Source organism: Kitasatospora azatica KCTC 9699 (assembly GCF_000744785.1).
Taxonomy (GTDB): Bacteria; Actinomycetota; Actinomycetes; order Streptomycetales; family Streptomycetaceae; genus Kitasatospora; species Kitasatospora azatica.
This window is the reverse complement of sequence record NZ_JQMO01000002.1, coordinates 1,802,412-1,817,440: the sequence shown is the minus strand read 5'-3', so window position 1 is coordinate 1,817,440 and position 15,029 is coordinate 1,802,412. Positions and strand designations below refer to the sequence as shown.

Here is a 15,029-nt window from a genome sequence, read left to right as displayed (position 1 = left end):
GTCAACGGTCACGGCGGCCCCGCCCCCGGTTTGGGGGGCGGGGCCGCCGTGTCAGTGGCTAGCTCGGCGGGGCCGGGGCGTAGCCGGTGGGGCGGGCGGTGAAGGTGCCGCGGCCCTGGGTTCGGCTGCGCAAACGGGTTGCGTAGCCGAACAGTTCGGCCAGCGGGACCACCGCCGTGACCACCGCGGTGCCGGCCCGGGCGGACTGGCCGGTGACCCGGCCGCGACGGGCCGCCAGGTCGCCGAGCACGCCGCCGACGGCCTCGTCGGGCACGGTGGCGGTGACCTCGACCACCGGTTCCAGCAGCACCATGGTGCAGGCGCGCAGGGCCTCCCGCAGGGCGAGCCGGCCGGCGGTGCGGAACGCCAGCTCCGAGGAGTCCTTGGAGTGGGTGGCCCCGTCGGTCAGGGTGACCCGCAGCCCGGTCACCGGGTGCCCGCCGAGCGGGCCCTCGGCGAGCGCGTCCCGGCAGCCGGCCTCCACCGCGCGGACGTACTCCTGCGGCACCCGGCCGCCGACCACCGTGGACCGGAAGGCGAAGTCCGCGTCGGCCAGCGGCTCCACGTCGAGCACGACATGGGCGAACTGGCCGGCGCCGCCGTCCTGCTTGACGTGCCGGTAGACCAGTGCGGACACCCCACGGCCGACCGTCTCGCGGTAGGCCACCTGCGGGCGACCGACGTTGACCTCCAGCCCGAGGGCGCGACGGATCTTCTCCACCGCGACCTCCAGGTGCAGTTCGCCCATCCCCGACAGCACCGTCTGACCGGTCTCGGGGTCGGTCCGGACGGTCAGCGAGGGATCCTCCTCGACCAGTCGGGCCAACGCCGTCACCAGGCGTTCGGTGTCGGTGCTGCGCCGGGCCTCGACCGCGACCGAGACGACCGGGTCGGCCACCGTCGGCGGTTCTAGGACCAGCGGGGCGGCGGGCAGGCAGAGGGTGGCGCCGGCCCGGGCCGCCTTCGGTCCGACCACCGCGACGATGTCCCCGGCCACGGCCTGGTCCACCTCCTGGTGCCGGTCGGCCTGGACCCGCAGGATCCGGGCGATCCGCTCGCCGCGTCGCGCGCCGGTGTCCAGCACCGTGTCCCCCTTCCGGACCGTTCCCGAGTACACCCGCAGGTAGGTCAGCCGCCCGGTGGCGGTCGAGTTGACCTTGAAGACCAGCGCCGCGAACGGCGCCCCCGGGTCGGCGGGCCGCTCCTGCACCGAGCCGTCCGCCGAACCGTCGACGGTGCCGCGCACCGCCGGCACGTCCAGCGGCGAGGGCAGGTAGGCCACCGCCGCGTCGAGCAGCGGCTCGATGCCACGGTTGCGGTACGCCGATCCGCAGAGCACCACCACGCCGTCGCCGGTACGGGTCAGGTCGCGCAGTGCGGCGGCCAACGTCGCCTCGGTCAGCGTCGACCGTTCGCAGAACTCCTCCAGCGCGAGCGGGTGGAGCTCCGCGACCGCCTCCTCGAGCAGCCGGCGGCGTCGCTGCGCCTCGTCCCGCAGCTCCTCGGGCACCGGCCCGTCGGTGAAGCCGTCGCGGTCGTCGGCCCAGACCAGTGACCGCATCCGCAGCAGGTCCACCACGCCGGTGAACCCGTCCTCCCGACCGATCGGCAGCTGCACCACCAGTGGTGCCGGGTGCAGCCGCTCGCGGATCGAGGCGACCGCGGTGTCGAGGTCGGCGCCGGCCCGGTCGAGCTTGTTGACGAAGGCGATCCGCGGCACCCCGTGCCGATCGGCCTGCCGCCAGACCGACTCGCTCTGCGGCTCGACCCCGGCGACGGCGTCGAAGACCGCGACCGCGCCGTCGAGCACCCGAAGTGAGCGCTCCACCTCGTCGGCGAAGTCGACGTGGCCGGGGGTGTCGATCAGGTTGATCCGGTGGCCGTCCCAGGCGCAGGTCACGGCCGCGGCGAAGATGGTGATGCCGCGGTCGCGCTCCTGGGAGTCGAAGTCGGTGACGGTGGTGCCGTCGTGGACCTCGCCGCGCTTGTGGGTGGTGCCGGTGAGGTAGAGGATCCGCTCGGTGACGGTGGTCTTGCCGGCGTCGACGTGGGCGAGGATGCCGAGGTTGCGGACGGCGGCGAGCGGACTGGTGACACGAGTGCTGAGGGAGGTGGTACGCACGGCCCATGGCCTTTCGGAAGCGATCCGGGAAAGAGGCGGGCGCGATTGCCTGACGAAGCGTCAACTGTCCGAAGACAGGAGCCTGTTGATCGTCAGGAGAGCCAGTGCCGGCCGCGCAGCCGGGACTGGGGGCGCGAGGACACCAGGATCACCTCGAACCGCGACTGGGGAACGACGACAGCGGTGCGGTAGCGCACGGCCGGTCTCCCCTCACTCGTCACGGTGCGCGCCGCGACGTGGTGGCGGCGCGCGATCGGTTGCGAGTGTAGCCACGCCGTCGTGGCGAGCGCCTCGGATTTTTCGGCGATCGAGCCGCGTCCTTCGGCGATCGAGCCGCAGTGGGCCCTGTCGTACTCTTGAGGTCGCCGTGACCCCAGGAGACCCCGCGATGCACCTACTCGTCACCGGTGGCGCCGGCTTCATCGGCTCGCACTACGTGCGGATGCTGCTCGGGGACCCGGGGCGGCCCGAGCTGCGGGTCACCGTCCTCGACAAGCTCACCTACGCGGGCAATCCGGCCAACCTCGCCCCGCTGGCCGGCGACCGCCGGCTGGAGTTCCGGCAGGGCGACATCAACGACCGCCGGCTGCTCGACGAACTCCTCCCCGGCGTGGACACCGTGGTGCACTTCGCCGCCGAGTCCCACGTCGACCGGTCGATAGCGGACGGCTCCGAGTTCGTCCGGACCAATGTGCTGGGCACCCAGAGCCTGCTGGACGCCGCACTGCGCCACGGCACCGGGCGTTTCGTCCACGTCTCCACGGACGAGGTGTACGGCTCGATCGAGCACGGCTCCTGGCCGGAGACCCACCCGCTGCAGCCGAACTCCCCGTACGCCGCCTCGAAGGCCGCCGCCGACCTGATGGTGCTCGCCTACCACCGCACCCACGGCCTGGACGTCTCGATCACCCGCTGCTCCAACAACTACGGCCCGAGGCAGTTCCCGGAGAAGGTGGTGCCGCTCTTCGTCACCCGGCTGATCGAGGGGCGCACCGTGCCGCTGTACGGCGACGGCGCCAACGTCCGGGACTGGCTGCACGTGGCGGACCACTGCCGGGGCATCGAGCTGGTGCGGGCGAAGGGGCAGCCGGGGGAGGTCTACAACCTCGGCGGCGGCACGGAGTTGTCCAACCGGGAGCTGACCGAGCGGCTGCTGCGGGCCTTCGGGGCCGACTGGTCCCGGGTCCGGCAGGTCCCCGACCGCAAGGGGCACGACCTGCGGTACTCGGTGGACTGGAGCAAGGCGCGCGAGGAGCTCGGCTACCGGCCGCGGCAGGAGCTGGCCGCCGGTCTGGCGGCCACGGTCGACTGGTACCGGGAGAATCCGGGCTGGTGGCGGCCGCTTCAGCAGCGCGCGGCCGCCACCGGCTGACCGGGCCGGGGCTCCACGGGAAGGGGGAGCCTCGGAGCCTCGGAGCCTCAGACGAAGAGCTTGTCCAGGAAGGCGGACAGCCTCGCGGTGGTGCGCTCGATCTTCTCCTCCGTGGTCAGCGACTCCTCCAGCCGCCCGCCCGGCTCGGCCTTCTTCTTGCCGCGGACGTAGAGCGAGCAGGCCAGGTCGGTGCAGATGTACTCGCCCACCGAGTCCGCCTCGCTGCCGGTCCGGCGCGCCTTGCGGGCGCTCATCAGCGCCACGCCGCTGGACGGGTGCGTGGTGAGGCAGAGCGAGCACATGCTTCGGCGCATCGAGCCGGTCTGGCGCGGCGCCAGCCGGAGCGTCACACCGATCAGCTCGCCGCCGTGCTCGGCGACCAGGTAGCAGCGGTCCGGCGCTCCCGGATCTCGCCAACCCAGGAAGTCCAAGTCCTCCCATGGCTGTTCGGCCAGGTCACGGGGCACGGCGAGCCGCTTGGCCTCGCCCTTGGAGCAGTTGACGAACGAGTTGCGGATCAGGTCTTCGGTCAGTTCCCTCATGCTTCGGACGGTAGCACTGCCTCATCCTATTAGGCAAAAACTTATTACCCCTAGGCATGGCTCGGGCGGCGGGCGAGGCCGACCCCGCGGAGCGGTTCTATACAGTTAATTGCGCCGCGATTTAACTGTCGTATTCGATTCCTTAATGTGCAGCCACGCTTTTTTGAACTGCGCCCGGAGCTACCGTCGTTGACATTCCGTGACGGCGCTACGCGCGATGAACGGGTGCGGCCTGCGGAAATGGTCCGGCGCTCTGGCCTGCGGCGTGAGAAGCCTGCGAGATTCCTGCGAAAGACCTGTTGACCGCTGTTAACCCATTCTGGTTTGCTTCAGCGCGACAGACGGCAGCGTGCTCCATCCAGATCTGACTGATCGACAGTTGCCGTGGTCCGTACCAATTCCGATTCCCGGCCGACCTTTCCCGGAATTCCCCACACGGGTGAGGTATGCCCAGCCGCCGCCCGAGTCCTGATCGGAGCGGGCGGCGGGCTCGAGAGAGGAACCCGTAACCATGGGAAGCCCCCACAGCTCCCGTATAGCGAGGCGTGCTGCGCTCACCAGCGCCGTCTCCCTCGCCGTCGCCGCGGCCGGCCTGATGGTCGCCCCGGCCCAGGCCGCCACGGTCAACACCCCGGTGGTCTCGGGCCAGGCCCACCACACCGCGGCCGTCGCCGGCTCCGGCATCACGAACGAGTTCAACCCGTACAGCTCGACGCTCACCCGCAGCACCCTGCCGGGCATCCAGCAGTACGAGGCCATGAAGCGGGACCGCCTCGCGCACCAGCTGCAGGCGGCGGCGACCGGTCAGCAGACCCTCTCCTACGGCGGCGGTGTCGACGGCATCGGCGTGCAGAGCGGCCACTCCAAGGTCTACCTGGTGTTCTACGGTAACCAGTGGGGTACCCAGAGCACCGACGCCAACGGCAACGCGAAGTTCTCCGGCGACTCGGCCGGGGCCGCGGGCGCCACCCAGCAGATGTTCAAGGGCATCGGCACCAACGGCGAGACCTGGTCGGCCGACCTGACCCAGTGGTGCGACGGCCCGAACGTGGCCACCGGCGCGACCAGTTGCCCGGCGAACGCCAACTTCATCCCGTACCAGAGCGGCGGCGTGCTCTCCGGCGTCTGGTACGACAACGCGGCCGCCTCGCCGGCCTCGGCGACCGGCCACCAGCTCGGCGTGGAGGCCGTCAACGCGGCCGCCCACTTCGGCAACACCACGGCTGCCTCGAACCGCGACGCGTACTACATCATCCTGTCGCCGCACGGCACCAACCCGGACGACTACCAGAACCCGACCACCGGGTACTGCGCCTGGCACGACTGGAACGGCGACACCACCCTCACCGGTGGCGCGGCGAACTCGCCCTACGGCGACATCGCCTTCTCCAACCAGCCGTACAACATCGACCAGGGCGCCAACTGCGGCGTCGGCTTCGTCAACTCGCCCGGCACCCTGGACGGTTGGACGATGACCCTCGGCCACGAGTGGCACGAGATGATGTCGGACCAGAACCCGGCGGGCGGCTGGACCAACCACGTCACCGGCAGCTCGTACAACGGCCAGGAGAACTCCGACGAGTGCGCCTGGCTGAAGCCCGGCACCACGGGTGGCGCGGCCAACGTCTCCTTCGGCTCCTTCGGCTCCTACGCCGAGCAGGCCAGCTGGTCGAACGACACCAACTCCTGCGCCATCACGCACGCCATCCTGACCCACGGCACCACCAACACGGTCACGGTGACCAACCCGGGCACCCAGAGCGGCACCGTCGGCACCGCCGCCAGCCTGCAGATCAGCGCCAGCGACTCGGCCTCGGGCCAGACGCTGACCTACTCGGCCACCGGCTTGCCGGCCGGCCTGTCGATCAACTCCTCGGGCCTGATCTCCGGTACCCCGACCACCGCCGGGACCTCCTCGGTGACCGTCACCGCGACGGACACCACCGGCGCGGCCGGCTCCACCACCTTCAGCTGGACCGTGGCCACCAGCGGCGGCGGCACCTGCACCGCGGCCCAGCTGCTCGGCAACGCCGGCTTCGAGACCGGTAGCGCCGCCCCGTGGACCGCCAGCTCCGGCGTCGTCGACAACAGCGCCTCCCAGGCCGCCCACAGCGGCTCCTGGAAGGCCTGGATGGACGGCTACGGCAGCGCCCACACCGACACCGTGTCGCAGACCGTCACCATCCCGGCCGGCTGCAAGGCGACGTTCAGCTTCTGGCTGCACGTCGACACCGCCGAGACCGGCACCACCGCCTACGACAAGCTGACCGTGGCCGCCAACAGCACCACCCTGGCCACCTACAGCAACGTCAACGCGGCCACCGGCTACGTGCAGAAGTCCTTCGACCTCTCCTCCTACGCCGGCCAGACCGTCACCCTCAAGTTCACCGGTGTGGAGGACTCCTCCCTCCAGACCAGCTTCGTGATCGACGACACCGCGCTCAACGTCTCCTGACGACGGCGCACTGAGACCCTGCTGGGGCGGACCTTCCGGTCCGCCCCCGCAGGCGTTCCGCCGTTCCTACTCCACGCCGCTCTGGCTGGTGAGGCCGGTGACGCGCAGGGTGATGTTGAGCCGGCCGCTGGTCAGGCCGCAGGCGGGGGCGGCGGTGCCCGGGTGGATCTTCGGGACGCCGTGGTAGGCGAAGCGGGACGGGCCGCCGAAGACGAAGAGGTCGCCGGAGGCCAGCAGCAGATCGGTGTAGGGCCTGCTCCGGGTCTCGGTGTTGCCGAACCGGAAGGTGCAGGTGTCGCCGATGCTCAGCGAGACGACGGGGGCGCTGGACTGCTCGTCCTTGTCCTGGTGCATGCCCATCCTGGCCTCGCTGTCGTAGAAGTTGATCAGCGCGGTGTCGGGGGTGTAGTCCTCGCCGGCGGTCGGGTCCTGGTAGGCGTCGGCCAGGGCGCGGCGGCCCAGTCGCAGCAGCCAGTCCGGCAGTTCGGCGACCGGCCGGCCGTTCACGTCCTCCGCGGTGCGGGTGTACCGGTACGGCTGCCAGTGCCAGCCGAGGCAGACGGTCCGGACCGACATCACGCCGCCCCGGGGCAGCCGGGTGTGCCGCATCGGGACCGGGCCGGTGGCCCAGGAGCGGCAGGCCGCGACCAGCTCGCGCTGTTGCTCCTGGTCGAGCCAGTCGGGGACGTGGACCGCGCCGGGCGCCACGGTCAGGCGCGGGCGGGGGAGCAGGGAGTCCATCACCTCGATGCTACCGAGGGGGTGGGGCCGAGGGGGTGGTACCGAGGGGGTGGGGCCGGGGGCTGTGGGCCGGTCAGGCCCGCAGTTCGAGCAGCCGTTGGGCGGCGGCCGCCCTGGCCGGTTCGGGTTCCTCCTGGTGGGCGGCGTTGCGGGCGTAGGCGCGCAGCAGGCTGTGGAAGCGGTAGCGGCCGGGGCCGGCGGACTCCAGCAGGTGACTGTCGACCAGGGCCTCCAATGCCTCCTCCGCCGCCGCGGGCGGCTGGTCGAGCAGCGCGGTTGCCGCGGCGAGGCCGATGGTCGGGCCGGGGGCCAGACCGAGCAGTCGGAAGGCGCGGGCCAGTGCGGTGCCCTGGGCGTTGTCGGCCTCGCGCAGCGCGGCGTAGGAGAGCGCGAAGCTCGCGGCCACCGCGAGGTCGCCGATCTGCAGTTCGCGCATCCGGTGGTTCTCGTCGGTCAGCAGGTCCGCCAGATCGGCCAGTCGCCAGTTCGGGCGGCCGGCCAGTCTGGCGCCGACGATCCGCACCGCGAGCGGCAGGCCCGCGCAGGCCTCCACCACCTGCTGGGCGGCGCGGGGTTCGGCCTCGATCCTGGTCGGCCCGGCGACCTTCGCCAGCAGGGCGAGGGAGTCCTGCGGGGGCAGTACGTCCAGGTCGAAGAGGACGGCCGAGCAGAGGCCGGCGAGCCGGACCCGGCTGGTGATCACCACGGCGCACCAGGCGGTGCCGGGCAGCAGCAGGCGCAGCTCGGCGGTGTCGCGGGCGTCGTCCAGCACGATCAGGATCCGCCGGTCGGCGACCACCGTGCGGAACAGGTCCGCCCGGTCCTCGGCCGAGCCGGGGATCCGCTCCGCCTCGACGCCGAGGGCGAGCAGGAAGGAGGCGAGTACCTCGCCGACCGGTCGCGGCTGCCCGCCGTGGCCGCCGAGCCGGGCGTACAGCTGCCCGTCCGGGAAGTGCTCGCGGACCCGGTGCGCGACCTGGACCGCCAGGGCGCTCTTGCCCAGCCCGCCGCAGCCGGACAGCACGGCGATCGGCACCCCCTCGGTGCGGCCGGTGAGCAGCGCCTCGAGCCGTCGCAGCTCAGCCATCCGTCCGGTGAAGTCGGCCAGACCGGAAGGGAGTTGGGCCGGGACGCCGGGCGGTGCGGCGGGCGGCACGGGCGGGCGCTCGGCCGACTCGGGCGGCGCGGCGAGCGCCGGGTCGGCGGCCAGGATCCGGTCGTGCAGGGCGCGCAGCGCGGGGCCGGGCTCAACGCCCAGCTCCTGCACCAGGATCCGGCGGGCCCGCTGAAAGGCGGCCAGCGCCTCCGAAGTCCGCCCGTCCCGGTACAGGGCCAGCATCAGCCGCTCGTGGACCCGCTCGTCCAGCGGCTCCTCGCGGGCCAACCGGTGGAGTGGCGTGAGCAGTTCGGCGTGCCGGCCGAGCTGCAGGCCGGCGTCGATCCGATCCAGTCCGACCGCGAGCAGCCGGTGCCGCAGCGGCTCGCTCCAGGCATCCCGCAGGGTGTTGGAGCAGACGTCCTCCAACGGGGCGCCGCGCCACAACGCCTCCGCCTCGGACAGGTGCCGGAAGGCCTCGGCCCAGGCGCGCTGGGCGAGCGCCCGGCGACCGCGCAGCGCGGCGGCCTCGAAGCGGTGGACGTCCAGCTCCTCGGGAGCCACCCGGAAGCAGTATCCGGGGCTCTGCGCCACGATCCGCGCGCCGGCCGCCGGGCCCAACTGCAGCCGCAGCCTGGTCATCGAGGTGTGCAGCGCGCCGCGCACCCCCTTGGGCGGCCGGCCGTCCCAGACCGCCTCGGTCAGCGCGTCGACCGACACCACCGTGCCGCCGTGCAGCAACAGGGTGGCCAGCAGGGTGCGCTGCCGGTTGCCGGCGATCACCACTTCACGCTCGTCCGCACGGACCGACAGCGGTCCGAGTACTCCCAACTGCATGACATCCCCCAGACTTCATGACAACCCCGGACTGCACGACAACCCCGGACTGCACGACAACCCCGGACTGCATGACAACCCCGCAACGGGTCACTGGTTCGCCGTCGGCCGCCAGTCGGCGAGCGGCGGCTCCGCGACAACTCGTCGGCAGAGCGCGTGCGCCGCCCGCCCGGCGGCGCCCGCACTCCCGGCCAGTACGAAGACCGCGAGATCGATCCGGCCCGGTCGGCAGAGCACCCGCAGGTGCTCCACACCGTCGGCCGGTTCGATCAGCGACTCGATCAACGCGGTCAGGCAGTCCGGGTCCACGCTCGCGGTGTCGGGTCCGGTCAGCCGAAGGGTGATCAGGTACATGGCTCCATCAGGGGGTCGGGGGGTGTCCGTAGCCCCAGCCGTACCCGTCGAGGGCCGCCGCCCGCTGAGTGGGCGGACGGTGGGCGGAGGCCGACTCGACGGCTCCCGCGCCGAGGGCGATCAGGACTACGAGCACCAGCAGGGCGATCCGAGGCACAACGACTCCGCGCTCAAGAGGCACAACGACTCCACGCTCAGTAGGAAGGGAACGAACACCTGTGAACGGGGAAGTAGAGGAGAGGAATGGTCGGGAATTCCGCCCGGGGAAGCTCTCTTCCGATGAGCAGCAGCCTGGCTGACCGAACACCGGCTGTCATCAGTTCGTGCCTGGCACGAACGTGTCTGGCACCATCGAGACATGACGACCCGCCGTCGAGGCCGGAGGGTGACCTGCCGCTTCGGGGCGACTAACCGCCAGGTCCCAGGCAGGTAACCGGCTGGTTGCGGCCCTTGCTCCGGCTTGGTGGGCCGGAGAGACTGGGGGCTCGGGCGGGGGCTACCGGGGGGCGTTCATGCTGGAGCTTTTGGGGGTGTCCAGCCGAGCCGAGGCGGTCTATCGCGCCATGCTGGGCGGGCCGGACCACGGCGTCGACGACTTGGCCACCGACACCGGTCTGCCCGTCACCGAGGTCCGCACCGCCCTGAACGAGCTGGCCGACCTCGCCCTGCTGCGCCCCTCCGCACACCGCAGTGGCCTGCGCGCGGTCAGCCCGCAGGTGGGCCTGGCCGCACTGCTGGCGGCGGCCGAGGCCGAGTCGGCGGCCCGGCAGGCGCAGATCGAGGCGACCCGGGCGGCGATCGCCTCGATCGCCGCCGAGCACGAGCACGGCCCGGACGGCGACGGCGCCCGCCGCCTGGAGGGACTGGACACCGTCCGCTTCCGGCTGGAGGAGCTGCAGCAGCTGACCGAGTTCGAGTGCCTCTCGCTCAACCCCGGCGGCGCGCACCTGCCGGACGCCAGGGACGCCGCCAAGCCCCTCAACCAGCAGGCCCTGGAGCGTGGTGTGGTGATCCGCGCGGTCTGCCGGGAGAGCTTTCGCAACGACACCGACACCCTCGCCTACGCGCGCTGGATGACCGGCCTGGGCGGCCAGATGCGCACCGTGCCGGCCGTGCCGATGCCGCTGGTCATCGTGGACCGCAAGGTGGCCATCCTGCCGATCGACCCGAGTGACGCCCGGGTCGGTGCCCTGGAGGTGCACAGCCAGGGCATGCTGGCCGCGGTCTGCGCGCTGTTCGAACAGATCTGGGTCACCGGCACGCCGTTCGGCCAGCAGGCGCCCACCGACAGCCATGGCTGCACCCCGATGGAACGCAAGCTGCTGGAGATCATCAGCGACGGCCACACCGACGAGGTGGCCGCCCGCAACCTGGGCATCTCACTGCGCACGGTCCGCCGGATGATGGCCGACCTGATGGACCGCCTGGATGCCGCGAGCCGCTTCCAGGCGGGCGTGAACGCGACCAAGCGGGGATGGCTGTGAGCTCGCGGGGACGGCTGTGAGCCGCGCTGCAAGCTGGGCCGCGCTGCACGGTGAGGTGGGCGGCGCTGCACGCTGATCTGTCGGTGCTGCGTGATATGACGGTGGAGATCAAGAGTTGATCAACCGTCAGCCACCCGCACCACCCCGCGAGGAGCGCCACCGTGTCCGAGCCGACCCCCACCCCCCTGCAGCCGCTCGACGAGGACTGGCAGCGCGCCCTTGCGGTGGTCGCGCACCCCGACGACATGGAGTACGGCGCCGCAGCCGCCGTCGCCCGCTGGACGGCGCAGGGCAAGGAGGTCGTCTACGCGATGGTGACCAGCGGCGAGGCCGGGATCGACTCGATCGACCCGGCCGAGTGCGGGCCGCTGCGCGAGGCCGAGCAGATCGCCTCGGCCGCCGTGGTCGGCGTCGAGACCGTGGAGTTCCTGCACCACCCGGACGGCGTCCTGGAGTACGGGTTGCCGCTGCGTCGCGACATCGCCCGCCTGGTGCGCCGGCACCGGCCGGAGATCGTGATCACCACCAACTTCCGGGAGACCTACGGCGGGGTCTTCCCCAACCAGGCCGACCACATCGCCGCCGGCCGGGCCACCCTGGACGCCGTCCGCGACGCGGGCAACCGCTGGGTCTTCCGCGAGCTGACCGAGGAGGGGCACCAGCCGTGGGACGGGGTGCGCCAGCTCTGGGCGGCCGGCTCGCCGCTGTCCGGGCACGCGGTGGACACCACCGAGCACTTCGAGGCGGGCGTGGCCTCGCTGGAGGCGCACGCCGCCTACCTGGCCGGGCTCGGCGGTCAGATGGCCGACGCGCGCGGCTTCCTGGAGTCGATGGGCCGCGCCACCGGCAGCCGGCTCGGCACCCGGCTCGCGGCCCCCTTCGAGGTGATCAATCTGAAGTTCTGACCGGGTGCGGCGAGGGCTGCCGCGCCGGGGTGACCGTCCAGTCCGGGTGGCCCGGCATCGGCGGGGTCCGGGTGCCGTAGAGCCAGTCGGTCAGGAAGGCGTGCAGGTCCTGGCCGGCCACCTCGGAGGCGGTGGCGAGGTACTCCTGGGTGCCCGCCGAGCCGTTGCGGTAGCGGGACAGGTAGGTCCGCTCGATCCGTTCGAAGGTCGGCGCACCGACCTTCTCGCGCAGGGCGTAGAGCACCAGCACGCCGCCGAGGTAGCGCTGCTCGTCGAACAAGTCGGCCGCGTTCGGCGCGGCGACCGGTCCGGAGTCCTGGCGCCACTGGTCGCCCTTGGCGTAGGTGTCCTTCATCCGGGCGTCCAGCGTGGTCAGCCCGAGGGAGTCCGGCCAGCCGCGCTCGTAGCGGTACTGCAGGCCGTAGAAGTCGGCATGACCCTCGTTCAGCCACAAGTCGGACCAGCTGCTGGGGGTGACGCTGTTGCCGAACCAGGAGTGGACCAGCTCGTGCATCATGTGCGAGCCGATCTTCGGCTCGGGCTGCAGCAGGAAGTTCGGCTTGTAGAGGGTCAGGGTCTGGGTCTCCAGGCCGGTGAAGCCGAAGGCGTCGGGATCGTCGGTGTCCACCGGGAGCAGGCCGTAGGTCTCGAACGGGAAGTCGCCGAGCCGCTGCTCCAACCAGCCGAGCTGACCGGGGGTCAGGGCGAGGGCCGGTTCCAGCGCGGCGGCCCGGGAGACCGGCACCACATCGCGGATCGGCAGGCCCGCCGGGCCCTGGCGCTCGCGCAGCTCGGCCCGGCCCACCGAGACCTGGAGCAGCTCGGTGGCCATCGGGTCGCGGTACTCGTAGCTGCGGGTGGTCCGCCCGCCCTGCTCGCTGACACCGGTCGGGGTGCCGCCCGCGACGCCGAGCAGCCCGTCCGGCGCGGTGACGCGCACGGTGAAGGGCGCCTTGTCGTCGGGCCGGTCGTTGCACGGGAAGACGGTGTGGGCGCTGTTCGGCTGCCCGGCCACCGCGAAACCGTCGGCGGTCGGCACCCAGCCGGTGTGCGGGAGGTCGGACGCGTGCGGGTCGGCCGAATAGGCGACGGTGACCGTGAGCGTACGGTCGGCCGGGACCGGGTGCTCCGGGGTGACCAGCAGCTTCTCGCCGCCGGTGGTGAAGGTGGCGGGCCTGCCGTCGACCTGGACGCTGTGCACGTCCAGGCCCAGCGCGTCCAGTTCGACCCGCTGGAGGGCCTGGCGGCTGTGCGCGGTGATGGTCGCGGTCGCGTCGACGGTCCTGGTCAGGTCGCGGTAGTCGAAGGCGAGGTCGTAGCCGAGCGCGTCGTAGCTGCGGCTGCCGAGACCGGGGAAGACGGGGTCCACCCAGGCCGCTCCCGGAGCGGCCTGGGCCGGGGGTACCGCGCCCAGCCAGCAGGCGGCGGCCAGGGCGAGCGCGCAGGCGGGGGCGAGCCGGGCGGCGATGGTCGTCATGATCGCCACTCTAGGCCGGGACTGACGGGGTGTCAGGTACATCCCGTCGGCCTTGCCATTCGGTCACCCGAGGCAGGGTGCGCCTCGGTGCGGGTAGGGTCTCGGAGGTTCGTCGATGGTGGGAGGTGCGGGCCGATGAGTCGAGGCGTGCGTACGCCGGGCCGGCTGTGGGACGAGGCCGACCTGGCGGACCGTCGGCTGGCCGGGGTGGCCCTCAACCCGGCTGCGCCCGTCGAGGTGCTGCTTCGGCTGCTCGCCGTCGGGGCTCCGGCGGTGCGGATGGTGCTGTGTCGGGATCGGGACCTGCCCGACGCGGTGGTCGACGCGGCGGTCGCCCACCCGGACCCGCGCACCCGGAGCTTCCTCGCGGGCAATCCGCACGTCGATCCCGCCCGGCGCACCCGGCTGCTGGACGACCCCGAATGGCTGGTCCGCGCGCACCTGGCCGGGGGCCCGGCGGCCGCGGAGGTGCCCTGGCCCAGGCCGCTGCCCGACTGGGCCGTGGTGCGCATGATCACCACGTACGAGGACGACCTGCTCGGCGCCCTCTACCGGCAGATCTCCATGGAGTTCCGCCGGGCGATGCCCACCCACCCGGTGGCGAAGGTCCGCGAATTCGGGTCCGGGCCGTGGGACGCGCTGTCGACCGGGGTACGGGCCGCCCTGCTGGCCGACCCCGACCCGCAGGTGCGGGCCGCGGCCGCCCGCCACCAGCGCCTGCACGACCCGGCGCTGGTGGAGCAGGACCTCCCCGAACAGTCCTGCCACGCGCGCACCCACCTGCTGATCCACGGCGCCCTCAGCCGCGCCGTCGTCGCGCGGGTGCTCTCGGCGCCCGGCGGCGATGAGGGCCGGAGGATGATCGCCGGCAACCCCAGCCTGCCGGCCGACGTGGTCGTCCTGCTGGCCCGTGACCCGGACCCCGAGGTGCGCGAGCGCATCGCCTGCCGCGGCGACCTGGGCGCCGCCGAGCGCCGTACGCTCGCCGTCGACCCCGACCCCGCCGTTCGGCTGGCGATCTCGCTGCACCCGGCACTGACCGAGCAGGAGCGCGCGGCGATCGACTACCAGGTCGACCAGACCGGCACCTTCGACTACTCCCCGGAGCCCTTCCACCCTCGGGACCCCGAGACGGTCCGCCGCCGGGCGCTCTCCGCCCACCCCGTGCTGCGCCGCGGCGCGGCCAGGGACCACGGCCTGCCGCCGGACCTGCTGGCCCGCCTGGCCGAGGACGAGGACCTCGGCGTGCGGGTGCTGCTCGCCCAGAACCACCCCGATGCCCCCGCCCCGCTGCTGCTCCGCAGCTTCCTGGAGTACACCGGCCATCGGCGCGAGCACCTGACGACCCGTCCGAACTTCCCGACCCACGGCCTGGCGGCCTTCGCCGACCACCAGGACCCCGCCGTCCGCCGACTCGCCGCCCGCGACCCCGACCTCGCCCCGGCCACCGCCGACCGGCTCACCCGCGACCCCGACCCGCAGGTCCGAGCCGCGTTCGCCGCCCACCCGCGCCTGCCGCAGCCCCGGCTGCTGGAACTTCTCGACGACGAGGAGCTCGCCCACGCCGCCGCGGCCAACCCGGCGCTGCCGGTGGGCCTGATGCACAGTCTGCTCGACGCGGGCACCCATTAGGAGAGCTCGGTC

General features: G+C 72.6%; 12 protein-coding genes. 5 read left to right on the top strand and 7 right to left on the bottom strand.

The window, feature by feature from the left end; genetic code table 11:
- Positions 1-58: 58 nt before the first annotated feature.
- On the bottom strand, positions 59-2,122 hold the full coding sequence (fusA, locus tag BR98_RS08520; protein WP_035841492.1) for an elongation factor G: 2,064 nt from the start codon (positions 2,120-2,122) through the stop codon (positions 59-61).
- Between the two features lie 388 nt (positions 2,123-2,510).
- Here fusA and rfbB point away from each other — a divergent pair, with 388 nt between their 5' ends.
- Positions 2,511-3,494 (top strand): dTDP-glucose 4,6-dehydratase, encoded by a 984-nt coding sequence (gene rfbB / locus BR98_RS08515; protein ID WP_035841489.1) that lies wholly within the window; start codon positions 2,511-2,513, stop codon positions 3,492-3,494.
- Between the two features lie 47 nt (positions 3,495-3,541).
- Here the strand turns inward: rfbB and BR98_RS08510 are convergent, their stop codons facing one another.
- Positions 3,542-4,036, bottom strand: a complete 495-nt coding sequence (locus BR98_RS08510; protein WP_035841487.1) for an FBP domain-containing protein — start codon at positions 4,034-4,036, stop codon at positions 3,542-3,544.
- Between the two features lie 511 nt (positions 4,037-4,547).
- On the opposite strand from BR98_RS08510, the gene BR98_RS40970 reads away from it, so the two are divergent.
- Positions 4,548-6,491: a putative Ig domain-containing protein gene (locus BR98_RS40970; protein WP_083976157.1), complete on the top strand. Its 1,944-nt coding sequence runs from the start codon at positions 4,548-4,550 to the stop codon at positions 6,489-6,491.
- A 66-nt stretch (positions 6,492-6,557) separates the two neighbouring features.
- Here the strand turns inward: BR98_RS40970 and BR98_RS08495 are convergent, their stop codons facing one another.
- From BR98_RS08495 to BR98_RS39065, 4 genes are all read right to left on the bottom strand, one after another.
- Positions 6,558-7,232: an alpha-ketoglutarate-dependent dioxygenase AlkB family protein gene (locus tag BR98_RS08495; RefSeq protein ID WP_035841486.1), complete on the bottom strand. Its 675-nt coding sequence runs from the start codon at positions 7,230-7,232 to the stop codon at positions 6,558-6,560.
- Positions 7,233-7,305: 73 nt separating this feature from the next.
- Entirely contained in the window at positions 7,306-9,165 is a 1,860-nt protein-coding gene (locus tag BR98_RS08490; protein WP_083976155.1) for an AfsR/SARP family transcriptional regulator, read from the bottom strand.
- A 90-nt stretch (positions 9,166-9,255) separates the two neighbouring features.
- Positions 9,256-9,519, bottom strand: coding sequence for a hypothetical protein (locus tag BR98_RS08485; protein ID WP_035841484.1), 264 nt, complete (start codon positions 9,517-9,519; stop codon positions 9,256-9,258).
- A gap of 7 nt (positions 9,520-9,526) precedes the next feature.
- A complete protein-coding gene (locus BR98_RS39065; RefSeq protein WP_157537497.1) occupies positions 9,527-9,676 on the bottom strand; it encodes a hypothetical protein in 150 nt (49 codons plus the stop codon).
- 373 nt (positions 9,677-10,049) lie between these two features.
- Here BR98_RS39065 and BR98_RS08480 point away from each other — a divergent pair, with 373 nt between their 5' ends.
- Together BR98_RS08480 and BR98_RS08475 are read left to right on the top strand one after the other, a co-directional pair.
- A complete protein-coding gene (locus tag BR98_RS08480) occupies positions 10,050-11,003 on the top strand; it encodes a helix-turn-helix domain-containing protein (RefSeq protein WP_232247287.1) in 954 nt (317 codons plus the stop codon).
- A 161-nt stretch (positions 11,004-11,164) separates the two neighbouring features.
- Entirely contained in the window at positions 11,165-11,908 is a 744-nt protein-coding gene (locus tag BR98_RS08475; protein ID WP_035841482.1) for a PIG-L deacetylase family protein, read from the top strand.
- Here BR98_RS08475 and BR98_RS08470 read toward each other — a convergent pair.
- The gene (locus BR98_RS08470; protein ID WP_083976398.1) at positions 11,892-13,385 is read right to left on the bottom strand and encodes a M1 family metallopeptidase; all 1,494 of its coding nucleotides are present in this window, start codon (positions 13,383-13,385) and stop codon (positions 11,892-11,894) included. The two genes, BR98_RS08475 and BR98_RS08470, sit on opposite strands and share 17 nt — an antisense overlap.
- A 135-nt stretch (positions 13,386-13,520) precedes the next feature.
- Here BR98_RS08470 and BR98_RS08465 point away from each other — a divergent pair, with 135 nt between their 5' ends.
- Positions 13,521-15,017 (top strand): hypothetical protein, encoded by a 1,497-nt coding sequence (locus BR98_RS08465; RefSeq protein WP_232247286.1) that lies wholly within the window; start codon positions 13,521-13,523, stop codon positions 15,015-15,017.
- The last annotated feature ends 12 nt before the right edge of the window (positions 15,018-15,029 follow it).

Bases quoted from the DNA above. Each gene is read 5' to 3' on its own strand.
- BR98_RS08470 (WP_083976398.1), bottom strand. From the start codon at position 13,385: ATGACGACCATCGCCGCCCGGCTCGCCCCCGCCTGCGCGCTCGCCCTG.
- BR98_RS08485 (WP_035841484.1), bottom strand. From the start codon at position 9,519: ATGTACCTGATCACCCTTCGGCTGACCGGACCCGACACCGCGAGCGTG.
- BR98_RS08495 (WP_035841486.1), bottom strand. From the start codon at position 7,232: ATGGACTCCCTGCTCCCCCGCCCGCGCCTGACCGTGGCGCCCGGCGCG.
- BR98_RS08510 (WP_035841487.1), bottom strand. From the start codon at position 4,036: ATGAGGGAACTGACCGAAGACCTGATCCGCAACTCGTTCGTCAACTGC.
- BR98_RS40970 (WP_083976157.1), top strand. From the start codon at position 4,548: ATGGGAAGCCCCCACAGCTCCCGTATAGCGAGGCGTGCTGCGCTCACC.
- BR98_RS08490 (WP_083976155.1), bottom strand. From the start codon at position 9,165: ATGCAGTTGGGAGTACTCGGACCGCTGTCGGTCCGTGCGGACGAGCGT.
- rfbB (WP_035841489.1), top strand. From the start codon at position 2,511: ATGCACCTACTCGTCACCGGTGGCGCCGGCTTCATCGGCTCGCACTAC.
- BR98_RS08465 (WP_232247286.1), top strand. From the start codon at position 13,521: ATGAGTCGAGGCGTGCGTACGCCGGGCCGGCTGTGGGACGAGGCCGAC.